The organism is Mycobacterium sp. E2733 (genome assembly GCF_001667585.1).
Taxonomy (GTDB): domain Bacteria; phylum Actinomycetota; class Actinomycetes; order Mycobacteriales; family Mycobacteriaceae; genus Mycobacterium.
In genome coordinates this window covers 82999-100417 of record NZ_LZJZ01000012.1, presented here as the reverse complement: position 1 = coordinate 100417, position 17419 = coordinate 82999, and the positions used below count along the sequence as shown (strand labels likewise).

The following is a 17419-nucleotide window of genomic DNA, read 5'->3' as shown; positions in this document are numbered from 1 at the left end:
TTGTTTCTGGGTAAGTCGCCCGTAGGCACACATGTCGAGGAATATCCGCGAGAGAAGTCGAATGAGCGATCCTGATGCGATTATCCGTAAGTTGCGCGACGTCATTGAGAAGGAACAGGGACTAGCCGACCTCCTCGAGCGCTCGTTGAAGAGGGCTCGCGAATCGGCCGAGGCTGAGTTGCGGCCCGAGTTGTTCGCGGCGCTGGAGTGGCCGACGGACCTCCATGAGTACGAGGAATATTTGAAGCGCTTCGTCAGGTGGGTGCCCCGTCAGTCCGATGCGAAGGCATGGCAAGAACTAAAACCCGAAGAACGACAGGCCCAGGAGGTCAGCGACAGGACGGCGCACTTCTTTTTTCTCGTCGATCAAGAGATCGACGGTGCCGCGCCGCAGGGCTCCGAGGCCTTTCGTGGTTGGATGACTGAGTTCTCGCGGCAGTGGGGCAGCTTCCTGGACACCGCTGGCTCGTTCAGCCCGGAGATCTTGCAGTCCTTTATCGATTACGCGCCGGAGTACCGGGTGCATGAGTCGCTGATCGACGGAAAGCCCAACATGCCCAGCGGTTGGTTGACGTTCAATCAGTTCTTCGGTCGTGAATTGAACGGCGGGCTACGTCCGATCGCCGATCCCACCAGCAATGTGGTGGTGACCTCTCCCGCCGACTGCGTTTTCCAGCACGCCTACGACATCGACGCCGACTCGAACATCCCGCCGGTAACCCTGAAGGGCGTCAAGACATTCGGAAATGTCAAGCAGCTCATCGAGGGTAGCGCGTACAGCGAGAGCTTCGGCGGCGGAACCTTTGTGCACTACATGCTGAAGCCCAATTCGTATCACCGCTACCACCTGCCGGTATCGGGCCTGGTGAAGGAGGCGTTCACCATCAGCGGACAAGTCTTCATGCAGGTGTCTCTCGAGGGCCACGAGTTCAAGTCCAGCGACAGCGCGACCACCGGTTACGAGTTCTTCCAAAACCGCGGAGTGGTCACCGTCGACACGTCGGCTTCCGACTCCAACGACATCGGCGTCGTCGCAGTCATCCCCGTGGGCATGGCCCACGTGTCATCGGTGGTGCTCACCGCGGTGGAAGGCAGGCACATGGCGAAAGGTGAAGAATTCGGTTACTTCCAGTTCGGTGGTTCGGACATAATCCTGCTTTTTCAGGATGGCGTGGATCCGCAGATCGACACCGACAAGGGCTACCGACTCTTCGGCACGCCTGCGGCTCGCTGCACAGGCCGGCGCTCTTGAGCGCCGGGCGGATTGCCCGGCTCACAACCACCTAGTAGCCAAGTCACAGCAAATTCCTCGGCGAGCTGCGTTTGCGGGCGGAATGGTCGGGCACGCACCCAGCCATGGTCGGCTCAAAGGATCTCCTTGGCCTGCTGGATCGGCTTCGCAACCGTGACGTGGGCCATTTATGTGCGGCGGCCGATCACTGAGCGTGAATAGGCTGAAGGCGAAAGCGCCGCGCCGCAAGGGATCAGCGGCGCGCTAGCGGAACCGGGTGACTGTGATGAACGATCTGTTAATCCAGCTCTTCAACGGGTGGCGTCCGGCGCTCTACGCGGCCATCAAGGCGCTTGCCTTATTCGTAACCGCCGCAGCGGCATTCCGGCTGACGCTGCGGCGCACTATCGCCGAATTCACCCCGTTCGATTGGGTCACCGCTGTCGCGGTGGGCGCAATCGTGGGTCGCACCGCCACGGCCGCCGGCACGGCGTGGCTGACGGGGGCGGCCGCACTGCTCACATTGATCGCCGCACATGACACTGTCGCGCGCCTACGGTTCATTCCCTGGGTTCGCAGACTTGTCGATCCACCGGTGCGGGTGCTCGTGCGTGATGGACAACTCGATGAACGGAACTTGCTGCGGTGCAGGCTGACTCACGAAGACTTGGACGCGATTTTGCGCCAGCATGGATACCGCACACCTGCCGATGTCCACCTAGCGCTGTTCGAGACGAAGGGGGTGGTATCTGTCTTCGGCAACCCCGACGGGACGCAACCGCCAGCCCCGTCAAGGCCGGCTTCCTAGCCCTTGAAACCCAGCCTTGCGGCTCGAGACTGGACTTTAGGCTGGGAGCATGCCAGTCGATCAGTTGAGGGAGGTCGCGGCAGAGCGAGTCAATGTCTCTGGCTTGCTTGGATGTTCCCGCAACCCTTCCGGGGGCAACCCCTTGTACAGATAGATGACATAGTAAATAATAGCTATAGGCAATTATCTATGGACTCGTCGATGACTTCACAAGACCAGCTGCTCCGGATCACTGACTTGGTCTGCGACCTCCGGCAGGAGGCCCCTGCCGATAAACGCACGACGCCGGATGGTCGGGTTCGCAATGCTGTCGAATCGGTGCCCGCCCAGCATGCCGGTCTGACGATCACAGGCCCGGCCATGCCTCGAAGCGTCATCAGCAACTGGCTGGTACCGCTCATACGCGCCGGCCGCCGAGATCGCCGAACGAGCGGTTCGCTCGGATCGCCCCGTCCATAAGCGCCTGCACGGCAGAAAGATCTTTGAGTGCGCACACCAACACCGATGTTTCTCGAGTGCCGCACCGCCGACCCATACGGCAAAAACTGATGGCCCCGCCAACCTGGTTGACGGCCGTCTCGTGGGCCGCTTTGGCGTTGGGCTTCGGCACGGCGACGGTGATTTTCCTCGATATCTACGCACGCGGCTACCGGCAACGGATGGGCATTATGGAGGCCGTCTGGCCGGTCACCGCCCTGTATTTCGGGCCGGTCGCGCTGTGGATGTATTGGCGTTACGGGCGTCCAAACAGCCATCGATGGTTGCGCGAGCACGAGCTCGACCGGCCACCGGACAAGCCGAATTGGGCGACTACCGCCATCGGCGTCAGTCACTGCGGCGCCGGGTGCACGCTCGGCGACATCATCGCCGAATTCGCGGTATTCGCAATCGGTTTGGAACTGCTTGGCCGCGCTCTGCTACCGGAATACATCGGCGACTATGTCGCGGCGCTGGCGCTGGGCATCTTGTTCCAGTACTTTGCGATCGCCCCGATGCGGGGTCTGGGCTTGCGCAAAGGCCTCGTGGAGGCGGCCAAGGCCGACGTCCTGTCCCTGACGGCATTCGAAGTCGGGCTCTTCGGCTGGATGGCCGTCACGGCATTCGTACTGTTTCCGTCGTCGCCCCTGCATCCTGACACGGCCGCGTACTGGTTTCTGATGCAGGTCGGAATGATCATCGGTTTCGCGACGGCCTGGCCGGCGAATGTCTGGCTGATCCGCCGAGGGATCAAGGAGGCGATGTAACGCGCTTCGATGCCTGCCCGTCGGCGCCGTCAGGCCGAGACGGGCTTTTTCGCCGGCGCGGAAACCTTCATCAGCTCCATCAGGTTGCCGCCCATGATCTTGGCGACGTCCTCCTCGCTGAAGTCGGTGAGCTCGTCGACGAAGGAGATGGGGTCCTTCAGGCCTTCGGGGTGCGGCCAGTCGGAGCCGAACAGCACGCGATCGGTACCCACCATCTTGACGATCTCGTTGAACCGGTCCTCCCAGAACGGGGTGATGTAGACGCAGCGCTTGAACGCTTCGATGGGGTCCTCGCTGAACGACTGCGGCATCTTCTTGTAGACGCCCTTGAGGCCCTTGAACAGGTCTGGCACCCAGTCGGCGCCGTTTTCGATCGACAGGATCCGCAGCTCAGGGTTGCGGGACAGTGCGCCGTGGCATACCAGTGCACCCATCGCGTCCAGGATCGGCCGATGGCCCATCGCGAAGCTGCGGAAGGCGGTCGGCTTGAACGGGAGGAACTCGTCGCCGGGCTCCCACACGTTGGCGAACTCGGAGTAACCACTGTCCGAGGCGTGCATCGAGACCGGAATCCCGGCCTTGATGCAGGCCTGCCAGAACGGGTCGAACTCTTCGAGGCCGAACGACCGGCTGCCCTTGTAGCCGGGGACCGGCGCCGGGCGCACCAGCACCGTGCGGGCACCGCGCTCGAGGACCCATTCGAGTTCTTCCAGTGCCCGCTCGACGATGGGCAGGGTGATCACTGGGGTGGCGAAGATGCGGTCCTGGTAGTTGAAGGACCACTGCTCGTACATCCACTGGTTGAGCGCATGGATGACGTCGTGGGTCATCTCCGGGTCGTCCTTCATGCGCTCCTCGACCAGGCTGGCCAGGGTCGGGAACATCAGGGCGTAGTCGATGCCGAGCTCGTCCATGACCTCCAGCCGCGCGCCGGGTTCGCGGAAGGCGGGGATGGCCTTCATGGGCTCACCCAAGATCTCGCGGTAGCTCTTGCCCTGCGCGCCGTTGCGGAAGTAGTCCTCCTGGGCGCCGGGCTTGGCGACTTTCTCGAAGGTCGGGTTGGGGATGTACTCGCTGATGTGGCCGCGCACCACGATCTTCGTGCGGCCGCGCACCTGCACGTAGTCGATGACGTTCTTGCGCTTCTCGGGGAGGTACTTGGTCAGCGCCTCCTGCGGCTCGTACATGTGGTTGTCTGCGTCGAACACGGGGAAGGAAAGTTCGCGAGACGGCATGGCGATCTCCTTGCGGAAGTACTCGGGTTCTCTGTAGGTGGTAATGACGTTACCACTTTGGCCGGCTCGCGTGTAGCGCCGCCAGCCGGCTCGGTCGCTACGCTGGACGTCACGCTGGTGTGACGCTCGTCGTCGGCTAGGCGTTCGGCCAGTTGGGAAGCTGCGGCGTCGTCCCGTTGATCACGGCGAAATTCACGGTCGCCGTCGCGACGAGCTCGTCGTCGGCCTCGCCGTAGATGTCCACCTGCATCACCATCGCCCGTCGCCCGGACCGCAGCATCCGGGGCACTGCGAAGGCCGAGCCCTGCCGGATCGGGCGCAGGTACCGAATGAAGAGGTCCGCCGTCGTCATCGTGGTGCCCGGCTGCAGGTAGTCCAGCCCGAACTGTCCGCCCGCCACGTCGACGAGCGTCGCGATCAGGCCGCCCTGCAGTGCGCCGGATGTGTTGACGACGGCCGGGCTGACCGGCATCGTCATCGCGAATTCGCCATCGCGCGTTCCCGGCCGCATGCCGATCTGGGCGAACAACTCGCTGAGCGACGGCGTGCTCGATTGTTCGTCGCCGTCCCGGATGCCCAGGGCGCGACTGCAGAAGTCATACAGTTGACCGACGTCGACCGGCGCCCCGTTCAATTCCGCTCCCAGCCAATGCAACCGCTGCGCCCCCATCACTGTCTGCATGACGATGGCGGCCGCCGCCCCGACGTCCACTCCCGGGTTGAAGACGCCCTCGGTGATGCCTTGCCCCACGATGTCGCGAATGAGTCGATGCAAGGGTGAGAGCACCCGGGCGTAGTCGCGGGGACGGGTCTCCGCCAGATGTTGGTTGTAGAGAGTCAGCGCGCGATTGAGGCTGTCCTGGGTGCTCGATTCCGGCTGCTGGCTGATGCGATCGATCACCAGCTTCAATGCGGCGGTGCTGTCCAGCCCGTCGGTCTCGGTGCGCCAGGTCTGAACCGATTGGGCGATGGTCCGGTCGAAGAGCGCCAGCAGCAACTCGTCCTTGCTGCTGAAATGCTGGTAGAAGGCGCGCAGCGACGTCTTGGAGCGGGCGACGACCTCCTGCACGGTGAAGTCGGTGCGCCCCGTCTCGCCCAAGATCTCGACAGCCGTCTTGATGAAGCGGTCGCCGCGCGTGACTTCGACGTCGTCGCCAAGGTCGGTCATTAGCGCTTCGTCCCCTTCCTCGGCGCGGTGCGCGCTATGAGAATGAGGTTACCGCCGACCCCCGGTGTATCCGAGAATCCGGCGATTCCCGTCGGCGCCTGGTTCAGGGCCGGCGCGTCGGCGTGGGGCGGCGTCTAGGCGGCCTTGCCGTCACAATCCGCCCTACCAGCGACGATTCAGGGATTAGGCTGCTGGAATGGCAGCGAGGGTGTCCGGCAAAGTTGCATTCGTCACCGGCGGCGCGTCCGGCATCGGCGCGGCGTTGACCAGCGAGCTGGTTCGCGGGGGCGCCGAGGTGTGGATCGCCGATCGGCAGATCGGACCTGCGCAGGAGTTCGCGCAGCGCCTCAACAGCGGCGGCGGGAAGGCGCGCGCGATCGAACTCGATGTCCGCGACTACCCGTCGTTCGAGCGCGCCGTCGCGGAGGCGGTCCGGCAGTCCGGGCGGATCGACTACCTGTTCAATAATGCGGGCATCGGAGTCGCCGGTGAGGTTGACAAATACACGCTCGACGACTGGAACGACGTCTTCGATGTGAACCTGCGCGGCGTCGTGCACGGTATCCAAGTGGTCTATCCGATCATGATCCGGCAGCACTCCGGGCATATCGTGAACACGGCCTCCATGGCAGGTCTCATGACAACCGCGGGCCAGGCGAGCTACACCGCCACCAAACACGCCGTCGTCGCGTTGTCGAGATCGTTACGGCTAGAGGCCGAGCGCCACGGGGTGCAGGTCTCCGTGCTCTGCCCCGGCGTGATCCGGACCCCGATCCTGACTGGCGGCAAGTACGGACGGACCGAGATGGCAGGCATCACCAACGAGCAAATCCTCGATATGTGGGAGCGGTTACACCCGCTGGCGCCTGAGAAGTTCGCCGAGCGCGCGCTTCGGGCCGTGTTGCAGGGGGACGCGATCATCGTGGTGCCCGCGTGGTGGAAGGCATTTTGGTACCTCGAGCGGCTCTCGCCGGCGTTGTCGATGCGGGCCGCAAAAGGGATGCTCAAGCGCGTTCGTGCAATGGAGCAGGCCTCGGTGCCGCAGGCGGGTTGACGATAGGCCTGGCGCGGTGCCTGTCCCTTCTCGGCGCCCCGCCGGTAGGCGATCCCGAATCTGTTGCGGCCGAAGGCGATCAGGAAACCGCGATGGATTTCATCTCCAGATAGCTGTCGATGCCCTCGGGCCCCAGTTCGCGACCGTAGCCGCTGTCCTTCACGCCGCCGAAGGGAGCGAACGGGTCCATGGTGTAGCCCTGGTTGATCCCGAGGGTGCCGCTGCGCACCAGGGCGGCGATCGACAGCGCCCGCTCGGTGTCAGCGCTCCATACCGATCCGGCCAGGCCGTAGTCGGAGTCGTTGGCGATCGCGACCGCGTCGTCCTCGTCGCGGTAGGGGATGACCGTGATCACGGGGCCGAAGATCTCTTCGCGGGCGATGCGCATGGTGTTCTCGGCGGAGGCGAACAGGGTGGGCGCGACATACCAGCCGCGGTCGAGCCCGTCGGGCATGCGCGTCCCGCCGCGGACGAGTTGCGCGCCCTCGTCCAGACCGATCTGGATGTAATCGCGGACGCGATTCTGTTGGCGGCGGGACACCAGCGGGCCCAGCTGGGTGTCCGGGTCGCTGGGATCGCCCACCCGCAGACTGGCCATCTCCGCGGCGAGTGCGTCGACATACTCGTCGTGTCGGTGCTGGGGGACCAGCAGGCGGGTCAGAGCATTGCAGATCTGCCCGCTGTTCGACAGACTGGCCGATCGCACTCCGGTGGCGACCGCCTCGGGTGCGGCGTCGTCGAGGACGATGGCGGCCGATTTGCCGCCGAGTTCGAGACCGACCTTCGTGAGGTTCGGCGCGCACGCGGCCGCCACGGCCCGCCCCGCGGCCGTCGATCCGGTGAACGACACTTTGTCCACCCCGGGGTGCGATACCAGGAGTTCGCCGACGGCGCTGTCGCCGGGCAGGACGCTGACCACGCCGGGCGGCAGGTTGATTTGGTCGAGAATCTGCGCCAAAAGCAATGCGTCCAAGGGTGATTCGGGCGCGGGCTTCAGCAGGACCGCGCACCCGGCGAGCAGCGCGGGCACCAGTTTGGTGGTGATGAGGAATTGGGGCATGTTCCACGGCACGATCGCCGCGACGACGCCAACGGGTTCCTTGTGCACGTGCACGTCGGCACCGAAGAAGCCGCGGCGCGACTCCCTCCAGGTGTGGCGCTCGGCCAGGTCGCAGAATGCGCGCATCATCATCGCGGGCAGGCCGACTTGGGCGCGCTGGGCGAAGGTGATGGGAGCGCCGATCTCGGCCGTGATGATGCCGGCCATCTCTGCGCGCCGCTGGTCATAGGCGTCGGCAAATCGCCGGATCGCGGCGATCCGCTCGGCGGGGGTGGTGCGGCTCCAGGCTCCCGAGTCGAGCGCCGCGCGTGCTTCCCTGACCGCGGCCTCGACATCCGCGGGTGCGGCAGCGACCACCTCGGCGATGGGTTCCTCGGTGTGTGGGGAGATGACCTCGAATACCTCGCCGTGCGACAGCACCGAGCGGCCCGGAGCGATCCGCAACCCAAGGTCTTGCTCCATCGAAAGACTCCCATCGGCAATATCAACTACTTGCGATTATGTCGTGGAGCATATACCGTCGGCCCCGACGGGGTCCTGCGGAATCACTGAAACCGGTGCCTGCGCGGCCATTCGGAGTGAACCGGCCGTCGGGCGGCCCGTGTGACATCGGATCGGATAGGAGCGTTCATGGCTCGATTCCCCAAGCCGCCGGAGGGCAGCTGGACGCAGCATTACCCCGAGCTGGGAACCGGACCGGTCTCGTATGAGGATTCCATCAGCCCGGAAATCCACGAGTTGGAACGAGAGGCCATCTTCAAGCGCGCCTGGCTCAACGTTGGCCGCGTTGAACAGCTTTCGCGTACGGGGAGCTACTTCACCAAGGAGCTCAAGGCCGTCAACACCTCGATCATCCTGGTGCGCACCAAATCCGGGGAAATCAAGGCGTATCACAACGTGTGTCGGCACCGCGGGAACAAGCTGGTGTGGAACGATATGCCGCTCGAGGAGACCAGCGGTGTGTGCCGCCAATTCACCTGCAAATACCACGCCTGGCGCTATGACCTCGACGGCAACCTGACGTTCGTGCAGCAGGAGGAGGAGTTCTTCGACCTCGACAAGGGTCGCTACGGGTTGGTGCCGGTGCATTGCGAGGTCTGGGAAGGCTTCGTCTTCGTCAACTTTGCCAAGCAGCCCGAACAGTCGTTGCGTGAATTCCTCGGGCCGATGGTCACCGCGCTGGAGGGATATCCGTTCGACCGGATGACCTCGCGCTGGCACTACCGCTCGGAGGTCAAGGCGAACTGGAAGCTCTACATGGACGCGTTCCAGGAGTTCTACCACGCCCCCGTGCTACACGCGAACCAGTCGCCGACCGCCTATTCAAAGGCGGCCGCCGAGGCCGGTTTTGAAGCCCCGCATTATCGATTGGAAGGCCCGCATCGGCTGGTAAGCACGTCGGGTGTGCGGGCGTGGGAGATGGCGGCGGAGATGCGCAAGCCCATCGAGGACATCTGCCAGAGCGGCCTGTTCGGTCCATGGGACAAGCCGGATCTCGGGGAGATGCCCGCCGGGCTGAACCCGGCGAAATGTGATCCGTGGGGGCTGGACTCCTTCCAGCTCTTCCCCAACTTCGTGATCCTGTTCTGGGGCCAGGGTTGGTATCTGACGTACCACTACTGGCCAACCTCCTACAACTCCCACCTCTTCGAGGGGACGTTGTATTTCCCGCAGCCGCGGACTCCGCGCGAACGCGTCGCCCAGGAACTCGCGGCCGTCTCTTTCAAGGAATACGGCCTTCAGGACGCGAACACGCTGGAGGCGACTCAAAGCATGATCGAATCCCAGGTCCTCGACCGGTTCCTGCTCTGCGATCAGGAAATCCTGATCCGGCATCTGCACAAAGAGACCGCGGCGTGGATCGATCGGTATCGCCGCACGGCGACGGCGGGGGTGTGACCGCGATGTCTCCCATGCTGCCAAGCGAATTCGCCGACCTGGAGCAATTCGCCGACTGGTGCCTGCCCTCTGAACCGGAGCGCTATGCCAAGAGGCTGGCGAGCACCATGACGGAGATGAAGGCCTTTTACGACGCGATCACGCTCCGGGCGGAAGAGGCCCTTGCGTACTGCGACAAGTTCTCCCTCGACGACTTGCCGGACGACGTGCTGAATCTCATGCACCTGCTGTATTCGATGATCATGGTGTCGTTTCCGGTGGAGTGCTGGAAGCAACCGCGGGTGCCCGACTCCGGTGCGTCCACCCTGGATTGCGTGTCCGAGCCCGTTCCATGACCACCGTCCTGCGGGCGGTCCGGTGGGCTGACGTGGTCGACGGCCAGGTTCGCTCACCCGCCGTCGTGGTGGTCGAGGGTGAGCGCATCGCCGCCATCAATCCCGAAGGCGGCGTGCCGGATTGGGCAGAGGTCATCGACCTGGGCGACGTGACGCTGCTGCCGGGCCTGATGGATATGGAACTCAACCTGCTGATCGGCGGCCCCGGTGGACCGGAGGGCCTGCCGTCGCCGATGCACGGTGTCCAGGACGATCCGGCCTATCGCACCTTGCGTGGTGCTGTCAATGCGCGCACCACCCTCGAGGCGGGTTTCACCACCGTGCGCAACCTCGGTCTGATGGTGAAGACCGGCGGTTACCTGCTCGACGTGGCGCTGCAGCGTGCCATCGACCAGGGCTGGCACGCCGGCCCCCGCATCTATCCCGCCGGCCACGCCGTCACCCCGTACGGCGGGCACCTGGATCCGACCGTTTTCCAGCGGCTCGCGCCCGGCATCATGCCGCTGTCCGTGGCCGAGGGCATCGCCAACGGTGTCCCGGACGTGATCGCCTGTGTCCGTTACCAAATTCGCCACGGGGCGAAGCTGATCAAAGTGTCGGCCTCCGGCGGGGTCATGTCCCACAGCACGGCCCCGGGGGCCCAGCAGTACTCCGACGCCGAGTTCGCCGCGATCGCCGACGAGGCCCACCGGGCCGGCGTGCGGGTGGCGGCGCACGCCGTCGGCGACACCGCGATCCAGGCATGCATCCGGGCCGGAATCGATTGCATCGAACACGGATTCCTGGCCAGCGACGAGACGATCCAGATGATGGTCGACCACGGCACCTTCCTGGTCTCCACCACGTATCTGACCGAGGCGATGGCGGTCGACCGGATCGCACCGGAGCTGCGCAAGAAAGCCGAAGAGGTGTTCCCGCGGGCGAAAGCCATGCTGCCGAAGGCTATTGCCGCCGGAGTGCGGATCGCGTGCGGCACCGACGCGCCGGCGATTCCGCACGGCCACAACGCCAAGGAGCTGGGCGCCCTGGTGAAGCGCGGCATGACGCCGATGCAGGCGATCCGGGCGGCCACTGTCGTGGCCGCGGAGCTGGTCGACGCCGCCGAAGAGCTGGGCCGGCTGGCGCCCGGCTACCTCGCCGACATCATCGCCGTACCCGGCGATCCCTCGCAGGACATCGACGCCACGCTCGAGGTGCCGTTTGTCATGAAGGGCGGCGAGATCTTCAAACAGGGAGGCAACCATGGAACTCACCGATAACCTCCTGTGGTTGCTCAAGCAGGCTTTCTATTACTCGCTGACCACCATCAACGACGCGATGCGCGTGCACGGTGTCAGCACCGCCCAGATCGGCGTGTTGCGTCAGCTCGCCAATGAGCCCGGCCTTTCCGGTGCCGAACTGGCCCGCCGCCTGTTGATCAGCCCACAGGGGGTTCAGCTAGCACTGACCGCGCTGGAGCGCCGCGGCCTGGTGGAAAGAAAGCGCGATCCCCAGCACGGCCGCATTCTGCAGGCCTACCTGACGGAGGAGGGGCGGAAAGTCGCCGCAACGGTCGTCAACGACGCGATCGCCGCTCACGAAGACGTGTTCGGCGTCCTCAGCGTGCAGGAGCAGCAGACCCTGCGCGAACTGCTGGGCCGCGTGGTCGAAAAGGGTACCGGGCATGAGCTTTTCAATGACCATGTCGAGAACTAGGCGCCGAATATCTAGTACTTGATATTAATGCCAAGTAGTTGATACCGTTCGGGGGATGCCAGAGCCGACTGCGGCCGCCGGGGCGGGGCCGCACAATAGCGACGGGGTCGTGACCGAGGAAGTGACCATAGAGCTGGACCGGCGCGCCACGACGGTGCACTACAGTGCGGGCGATACCTTGCTGCAGACCGCGCGGATGGCGGGATTGGCCGCGCCGTCCTCGTGCGAAACCGGTTCCTGCGCCACCTGCATGGCGCGACTGACGCAGGGCAGTGCCCGGATGCTCAACAACGACGCCCTCGATGACGATGAGATCGCCGACGGCTGGGTCCTGACCTGCCAGGCGCTGCCGACCAGCCGCACGGTGCGCGTGGTCTACGAGTGAACGAACTGGAGAACGACGCAATGGGGCGCAGTCGATGAGCCGGGTGGCCGTGGTGACGGGCGGCGCCTCGGGCATGGGCGAAGCCACCTGCCACGAACTGGGCCGCCGGGGACACCAGGTCGCGGTCCTTGACGTCAACGAGCAAGCGGCGCAGCGTGTCACCGAAGAATTGCGCGCCGAGGGCGTCACCGCGATCGGCGTCGGCGCCGATGTCACCGACCGGCCCGCGCTCGAGCAGGCTTTCGCCAAGGTCCGCAGCGAGTTGGGCCCGGTCACGGTGCTGGTGACCAGCGCCGGGCTGTTCGGCTTTTCGCCCTTCGCCGACATCACCGTCGAGTCGTGGGCCCGGATCATCGACGTCAATCTGACCGGGACGTTCCATTGCTGCCAACTCGCGCTCCCGGACATGGTCGACGCGAATTGGGGCAGGATCGTCATGATCTCGTCGTCAAGCGCTCAACGCGGCTCACCGTTCGCCGCCCATTACGCGGCATCCAAGGGCGGGGTGATCACTCTGACCAAATCGCTTGCGCGTGAATACGCCTCGTACGGAATAACCGTCAACAACATCCCGCCGTCGGGCATCGAAACACCGATGCAGCATCAGGGTCAGGCCTCCGGTTATCTGCCATCCAACGACCAGATCGCCGCCAACATCCCGCTGGGCTATTTGGGCACGGGGGCCGACGTCGCCGCGGCGGTGGGATTTCTGTGCTCGGAGGAAGCCAGGTTTATCACCGGCCAGGTCCTGGGTGTCAACGGCGGAGCGGTGTTGTGACGTCGAGAAGGAGGTTCAGATGACGCGATCGGGCAGACCGCCGGAAGGATCCTGGACCGAGCACTATCCCGAACTGGGCACCGGCCCGGTGTCATTCAGCGACTCCACGTCGCCGGAGTTCTACGAGCTCGAACGCGAAGCGATCTTCAAACGTGCCTGGCTAAACGTCGCCAGGGTCGAGGAGTTGCCCCGCGTCGGCAGCTACCTCACCAAAGAGATCGAGGTGGTCCGCAGTTCGGTCATTCTGGTCAAGGCGCAAGACGACCGCATCCGCGCCTTTTACAACGTCTGCTGTCACCGGGGAAACAAGCTGGTGTGGAACGACTTTCCCGCCCAGGAGATGCGCGGCACCTGTCGGCAATTCACCTGCAAGTACCACGGGTGGCGCTACAACCTCGAGGGCGCCTTGACATTCGTGCAGCAGGAATCCGAGTTCTTCGACCTCGACCCGTCCGAGTACGGACTGCGGCCCGTGCACTGTGACGTGTGGAACGGATTCATTTTCATCAACTTTGACACCGAACCGCGACAGAGCCTGCGAGAATTCCTCGGGCCCATGGTCACGGGTCTCGACGGGTACCCCTTCGACAAATTGACCGAACGCTACGAGTGGGTGGCGCACAACAACAGCAACTGGAAGATCTTCGCCGACGCGTTTCAGGAGTACTACCACGTACCTTCCCTGCATCCGCAACAGGTGCCCCCGGACGTGCGCGACCCCAACGCCGGCTTCACCTGTGGGCACTTCCAGCTCGACGGTCCGCACCGGATGGTGTCGACCGCCGGACGGCGGCGGTGGCTGCTGCCTCCCGAGTACATGTATCCGATCGAACGGGCCACCGAGAGCGGGCTGGTCGGGCCTTGGCGCACACCGGATATCGGTGAGCTACCGCCTGGCCTCAACCCGGGGGGCATCGCGCCTTGGGGCATAAGCAATTTCCAGATCTTCCCCAACATCGAGATATTGATCTACGGCGGCTGGTATCTGCTCTACCGGTATTGGCCCACCTCACATAACACGCATCGCTTCGAGGCCTATACCTACTTCCACCCCGCACGCACCGTACGCGAACGGATCGAACACGAAGTGGCGTCGGTGGTGCTCAAGGAGTTCGCGCTGCAGGACGCGGGAATGCTGGGTGGCACGCAAGCCGCACTGGAATACGGCATCGTCGATGAGTTTCCGCTCAACGACCAGGAAATCCTGGTGCGCCACCTGCACAAGGTCGTCGTCGAATGGGTCGAGGCATACCAGCGCGGATCTGACCCGGCGCCGGCAGGAGTGTGAACCCGTGCCAGAAGCCATGCTGCCCAGCGCATTCGCCGAGTTGGAGAGGTACTCCCAAAAGTGGTGCCTGGCAACCGAAACCGAACGCTGGAACGCCCGAACCGCCAGCGATATGCCGGAGATGCACGAGTTCTACGACGCGTTCTTCCCCAGGCTCGAAGAGGCCATCGAATACTGCGACAAGTTCCCGCTCGACAACCTGCCCGACGACGCGCTCAACCTGCTGCACATGATCTATTCGCTGATCATGGTGGCGATGGCGGTGGAGATCATGCACCAACCCGCGCCCGTCAGCGCCGCCGACGCGGTAATGATCCGCACCGTCGAGCCGGCGCCCTAGGCGTCCATCAGGAAGGACCAGGCCATGAGTCTGCTCACCATCAACAAGCTCACCGCGTCGGTCGGGGCGGAGGTCAGCGGCCTCGATCCGGCCCGCCTGGCTTCCGACGACCCGGCCGGTGAGGCGATCCTGGATGCGTTGGAGGACAACGGAGTTCTGGTCTTCCGTGGTCTTCACCTCGATCCGGATGCCCAGGTCAGTTTCTGTCGGCTACTGGGCGAGGTCGATCACTCCGCTGACGGCCATCACCCGGTAGCCGGCATCTACCCCATCTCGCTGAACCCGGCCAAGAACTCCTCGGCGGAAATCTTGAAGGCCACGTTCGACTGGCACATCGATGGATGCACGCCGCTCGACGACGAGTGCCCGCAGAAGGCCACCGTGCTGTCGGCGGTGCAGGTGGCCGAATGGGGTGGCGAAACCGAATTCGCCAACTCCTATACCGCCTACGACGAACTGACCGACGATGAGAAGGATCGCTTCGACTCGCTTCGCGTCGTGCACTCGCTGGAGGCCTCTCAGCGGCGCGCCCATCCCGACGCCAGTCCCGAGCAGGTGGCCCGGTGGCGAAGCCGGCGCACCCACGAACACCCGCTGGTATGGACACACCGCAGCGGCCGCAAATCGCTGGTGCTGGGCGCCTCAGCCGATTACGTGGTCGGCATGGGCCTCGACGAGGGCCGCGCCCTGCTCCAGGACCTACTCGAGCGGGCGACGGTCGCGGGTAAGGTGTACAGCCACCACTGGTCGGTGGGCGACACCGTCATCTGGGACAACCGCGGCGTGCTCCACCGCGCCGCGCCCTACGACCCCACCTCGCAGCGCGAGATGCTGCGCACGACCGTGCTCGGCGACGAACCGATCGAATGAATCGCTCCGCCGCTCGGCCCCCTGTGGCACGGTTGGGATGTGTCGAGAAAAGCGCTCGCCGCGGCGATCGTGCTGGGTTTCGGTACCGTCCTGTTCGCACCGCCGGCCGCCGCGGACCAGGACAACTATGTGGCCTTCCTGTCCCCGTCACGCAACGTCAGCTGCGAGATCGACTACCAGCGCGGTGGCATCCGCGACGCGGCCTTCTGCTTCACCATCTCCCCGCCGGAGTCGGTGAGTATGGACCCCGCTGGCGTCCTGTCGCGTTGCACCGGCGAGAGCTGTCTGGCCAACCCGGCGGAGGGTACCCCGACCCTGAACTACGGACAGACGATGGGAGCCGGTCCCTTCACGTGCCGGTCGGAGACCGGTGGGGTGACCTGCACGGTCCCGTCGGGTCGCGGCTTCACCATATCCAACGCCGGAATCACCGCCGTCAGCTGACGATTCGGCCCCGGCGCCCTCAGCCACCGCGCGCCTCGATCATCGCCGAGCGATTGACCTTGGTTGCCGCGGTGCGGGGAATCGCGTCGACGAACTCGACGGTCTTGGGCGCCTTGTAGTGGGCGAGCCGGCTCTTTGCGTACTCGATCACCTGCTCCTCGGTGAGCACCGCGCCGTCGGCGAGCTGCACCACCGCGTGCACCCGGCGTCCCCATTGCCGGTCAGCGAGGCCGATGACGACGACATCGGCGATGTCGGGATGACCCGCCAGCGCCGACTCCACTTCCGCCGGAAAGACATTCGCGCCGCCGGTGATGATCATGTCGACTCGGCGGTCGACGATGTAGAGGTAGCCGTCCTCGTCCAGATAGCCGATGTCGCCGGCGGAGCGAAAGCCATCCTCGGTGGACGGCAGCGGCGCCGCGCCGCCGACATAGCGAGACCCGGCGCTCATCGGTGCGCGCAGGTAGATCTCGCCGTGTTCGCCGGGGCCAAGCTCTTTCGTACCGGCGTCGAGAATCCGGATCTCGGTATCCCGGAAACCGCGGCCGACGCTGCCCGGATGAGCGAGCCACTCGTCACCGCGCAAGGCCGTGAGCCCGAGGTTTTCGGTCATGCCGTATGCCGACACGATCTGCTGAGGGCTCAACAGATCGAACCACGTGTGCATGAGCGACGGAGGCATGACGGCGGCGCCCTGCAGGATGAACACGATGCTGGACAGGTCGCGCTGCCGGACGTCGGGCCGGGCCGCGATGCGCGCCAGCATCGTGGGCGTGGCCGTGAAGTTCGTGATCTTGAAGCGCTCGATGACGTCCAGAGCCAGTGCCGCGTCGAACTTTTCGAGTATCACCAGGTGGTCGCCGGCCAGCAGGAAGAAGAAGGTGGCGAAGCCGTTGGTGTGGTACATCGGCGCGGGCACCATAATGGTCTGCGGCTGGGCCACCGGCGTCCAATTGGCCAGGAACGGCTCGCCGTGCTGAGGGGTCCACAGCGACGGTGCCAGGCTGAGGATCACTTTTGGCACGCCGGTCGAACCGCTGCTGCAGATGCCGTTGACGTTGGGGGAGACGGCCTCGGGCAGGGCGTCGGCAGACTCGACTGCCGCCTGCGCGTCGAGGCGCCACCGGCTCGCCTCGTCGACGACGACCGCCGGGTTGATCACCTCGCGCACCCTGTCGCGCTCCCACTCGGGTAAGTCCCAGTGCATGGGCACGGGAACGGCGCCGATCTTCCAGCACCCGAGCGTGGCCAGCACGAGGTGAATCGAGTTCGGGATGGCCAGCGCGACAAGTGAACCGGTTTCCGCGCCGTAGGCGGCCAGTGCGCGGCCCCACTGGTTGGCGCGGGCGTCGAGTTCACCGAATGTCAGCGACTGCGCGGTGGCGTCGAGCGCAACCACGGTGACCCCGATCTCGTCCGGACGCTGTTCGGCGAGCTGTTGAAGTTTGGTTCCGAACGGGATTCCATCCGCTAGCGGGTTGGCCGCCACCTCGGCCGCCGCAGGCTTAGTCACGGGCGCCGCTCTCCCCCTCGCCGCTTCGCGGCCGGGAGGTACCCCCTGCTCATCGCTTCGCTCTGCATC

The 17419-nt window shown here is 64.8% G+C and carries 17 protein-coding genes and 1 pseudogene; 14 read left to right on the top strand and 4 right to left on the bottom strand.

Annotated elements, in window-relative coordinates; genetic code table 11:
* The first annotated feature begins 61 nt into the window (after window positions 1-61).
* The 3 genes from A5678_RS00995 to A5678_RS00985 all read left to right on the top strand — a co-directional run bounded on the left by A5678_RS00995 (window position 62) and on the right by A5678_RS00985 (window position 3283).
* Entirely contained in the window at window positions 62-1252 is a 1191-nt protein-coding gene (locus A5678_RS00995) for a phosphatidylserine decarboxylase (protein WP_068037070.1), read from the top strand.
* 265 nt (window positions 1253-1517) lie between these two features.
* Window positions 1518-2039 carry a DUF421 domain-containing protein gene (locus A5678_RS00990; RefSeq protein WP_068037066.1) on the top strand — a complete coding sequence of 174 codons (522 nt, stop codon included), beginning with the start codon at window positions 1518-1520 and terminating at the stop codon, window positions 2037-2039.
* A 548-nt stretch (window positions 2040-2587) separates the two neighbouring features.
* Window positions 2588-3283, top strand: coding sequence for a DUF4396 domain-containing protein (locus A5678_RS00985; protein ID WP_068037063.1), 696 nt, complete (start codon window positions 2588-2590; stop codon window positions 3281-3283).
* 29 nt (window positions 3284-3312) lie between these two features.
* Here A5678_RS00985 and A5678_RS00980 read toward each other — a convergent pair whose 3' ends face one another.
* On the bottom strand, window positions 3313-4518 hold the full coding sequence (locus A5678_RS00980; protein WP_068037060.1) for an amidohydrolase family protein: 1206 nt from the start codon (window positions 4516-4518) through the stop codon (window positions 3313-3315).
* A gap of 136 nt (window positions 4519-4654) precedes the next feature.
* Window positions 4655-5686: a hotdog fold thioesterase gene (locus A5678_RS00975; protein WP_068037055.1), complete on the bottom strand. Its 1032-nt coding sequence runs from the start codon at window positions 5684-5686 to the stop codon at window positions 4655-4657.
* 196 nt (window positions 5687-5882) lie between these two features.
* On the opposite strand from A5678_RS00975, the gene A5678_RS00970 reads away from it, so the two are divergent.
* Complete coding sequence (locus A5678_RS00970; protein ID WP_068037052.1) at window positions 5883-6740, top strand: SDR family oxidoreductase; 858 nt, start codon at window positions 5883-5885, stop codon at window positions 6738-6740.
* A 79-nt stretch (window positions 6741-6819) separates the two neighbouring features.
* On the opposite strand, the gene A5678_RS00965 is transcribed toward A5678_RS00970, so the two are convergent.
* Window positions 6820-8262 carry an aldehyde dehydrogenase gene (locus A5678_RS00965; RefSeq protein WP_082945322.1) on the bottom strand — a complete coding sequence of 481 codons (1443 nt, stop codon included), beginning with the start codon at window positions 8260-8262 and terminating at the stop codon, window positions 6820-6822.
* Between the two features lie 168 nt (window positions 8263-8430).
* Here A5678_RS00965 and A5678_RS00960 point away from each other — a divergent pair, with 168 nt between their 5' ends.
* The 10 genes and pseudogenes from A5678_RS00960 to A5678_RS00915 all read left to right on the top strand — a co-directional run bounded on the left by A5678_RS00960 (window position 8431) and on the right by A5678_RS00915 (window position 15834).
* A complete protein-coding gene (locus tag A5678_RS00960; protein WP_068037049.1) occupies window positions 8431-9699 on the top strand; it encodes an aromatic ring-hydroxylating dioxygenase subunit alpha in 1269 nt (422 codons plus the stop codon).
* Window positions 9696-10034, top strand: coding sequence for a hypothetical protein (locus A5678_RS00955; RefSeq protein WP_197502006.1), 339 nt, complete (start codon window positions 9696-9698; stop codon window positions 10032-10034). Before A5678_RS00960 ends, A5678_RS00955 begins: the two co-directional genes overlap by 4 nt.
* Window positions 10031-11293, top strand: coding sequence for an amidohydrolase family protein (locus A5678_RS00950; RefSeq protein ID WP_068037045.1), 1263 nt, complete (start codon window positions 10031-10033; stop codon window positions 11291-11293). The genes A5678_RS00955 and A5678_RS00950 overlap by 4 nt, the downstream gene beginning before the upstream one ends.
* The gene (locus A5678_RS00945) at window positions 11277-11729 is read left to right on the top strand and encodes a MarR family winged helix-turn-helix transcriptional regulator (RefSeq protein ID WP_068037042.1); all 453 of its coding nucleotides are present in this window, start codon (window positions 11277-11279) and stop codon (window positions 11727-11729) included. Before A5678_RS00950 ends, A5678_RS00945 begins: the two co-directional genes overlap by 17 nt.
* Window positions 11730-11826: 97 nt before the next feature.
* Window positions 11827-12114 (top strand): annotated as a pseudogene (locus A5678_RS00940) (2Fe-2S iron-sulfur cluster-binding protein); the annotation flags it as partial.
* Between the two features lie 34 nt (window positions 12115-12148).
* Complete coding sequence (locus tag A5678_RS00935; protein WP_068037036.1) at window positions 12149-12892, top strand: SDR family NAD(P)-dependent oxidoreductase; 744 nt, start codon at window positions 12149-12151, stop codon at window positions 12890-12892.
* 19 nt (window positions 12893-12911) lie between these two features.
* Window positions 12912-14180, top strand: coding sequence for an aromatic ring-hydroxylating dioxygenase subunit alpha (locus A5678_RS00930; RefSeq protein WP_068037033.1), 1269 nt, complete (start codon window positions 12912-12914; stop codon window positions 14178-14180).
* A gap of 16 nt (window positions 14181-14196) precedes the next feature.
* Window positions 14197-14520 carry a hypothetical protein gene (locus tag A5678_RS00925; RefSeq protein WP_068037030.1) on the top strand — a complete coding sequence of 108 codons (324 nt, stop codon included), beginning with the start codon at window positions 14197-14199 and terminating at the stop codon, window positions 14518-14520.
* A 24-nt stretch (window positions 14521-14544) separates the two neighbouring features.
* Window positions 14545-15390 carry a TauD/TfdA family dioxygenase gene (locus A5678_RS00920; protein WP_068037027.1) on the top strand — a complete coding sequence of 282 codons (846 nt, stop codon included), beginning with the start codon at window positions 14545-14547 and terminating at the stop codon, window positions 15388-15390.
* 39 nt (window positions 15391-15429) lie between these two features.
* Entirely contained in the window at window positions 15430-15834 is a 405-nt protein-coding gene (locus tag A5678_RS00915) for a hypothetical protein (RefSeq protein WP_231983543.1), read from the top strand.
* A gap of 19 nt (window positions 15835-15853) precedes the next feature.
* On the opposite strand, the gene A5678_RS00910 is transcribed toward A5678_RS00915, so the two are convergent.
* Window positions 15854-17350, bottom strand: a complete 1497-nt coding sequence (locus A5678_RS00910) for a class I adenylate-forming enzyme family protein (RefSeq protein WP_068037024.1) — start codon at window positions 17348-17350, stop codon at window positions 15854-15856.
* Window positions 17351-17419 lie beyond the last annotated feature (69 nt).

What these genes read in the sequence shown, in the direction of transcription:
- A5678_RS00995 (WP_068037070.1), top strand. Translation starts at nt 62, where the DNA reads ATGAGCGATCCTGATGCGATTATCCGTAAGTTGCGCGACGTCATTGAG.
- A5678_RS00990 (WP_068037066.1), top strand. Translation starts at nt 1,518, where the DNA reads ATGAACGATCTGTTAATCCAGCTCTTCAACGGGTGGCGTCCGGCGCTC.
- A5678_RS00985 (WP_068037063.1), top strand. Translation starts at nt 2,588, where the DNA reads ATGGCCCCGCCAACCTGGTTGACGGCCGTCTCGTGGGCCGCTTTGGCG.
- A5678_RS00980 (WP_068037060.1), bottom strand. Translation starts at nt 4,518, where the DNA reads ATGCCGTCTCGCGAACTTTCCTTCCCCGTGTTCGACGCAGACAACCAC.
- A5678_RS00975 (WP_068037055.1), bottom strand. Translation starts at nt 5,686, where the DNA reads ATGACCGACCTTGGCGACGACGTCGAAGTCACGCGCGGCGACCGCTTC.
- A5678_RS00970 (WP_068037052.1), top strand. Translation starts at nt 5,883, where the DNA reads ATGGCAGCGAGGGTGTCCGGCAAAGTTGCATTCGTCACCGGCGGCGCG.
- A5678_RS00965 (WP_082945322.1), bottom strand. Translation starts at nt 8,262, where the DNA reads ATGGAGCAAGACCTTGGGTTGCGGATCGCTCCGGGCCGCTCGGTGCTG.
- A5678_RS00960 (WP_068037049.1), top strand. Translation starts at nt 8,431, where the DNA reads ATGGCTCGATTCCCCAAGCCGCCGGAGGGCAGCTGGACGCAGCATTAC.
- A5678_RS00950 (WP_068037045.1), top strand. Translation starts at nt 10,031, where the DNA reads ATGACCACCGTCCTGCGGGCGGTCCGGTGGGCTGACGTGGTCGACGGC.
- A5678_RS00945 (WP_068037042.1), top strand. Translation starts at nt 11,277, where the DNA reads ATGGAACTCACCGATAACCTCCTGTGGTTGCTCAAGCAGGCTTTCTAT.
- A5678_RS00935 (WP_068037036.1), top strand. Translation starts at nt 12,149, where the DNA reads ATGAGCCGGGTGGCCGTGGTGACGGGCGGCGCCTCGGGCATGGGCGAA.
- A5678_RS00930 (WP_068037033.1), top strand. Translation starts at nt 12,912, where the DNA reads ATGACGCGATCGGGCAGACCGCCGGAAGGATCCTGGACCGAGCACTAT.
- A5678_RS00925 (WP_068037030.1), top strand. Translation starts at nt 14,197, where the DNA reads ATGCTGCCCAGCGCATTCGCCGAGTTGGAGAGGTACTCCCAAAAGTGG.
- A5678_RS00920 (WP_068037027.1), top strand. Translation starts at nt 14,545, where the DNA reads ATGAGTCTGCTCACCATCAACAAGCTCACCGCGTCGGTCGGGGCGGAG.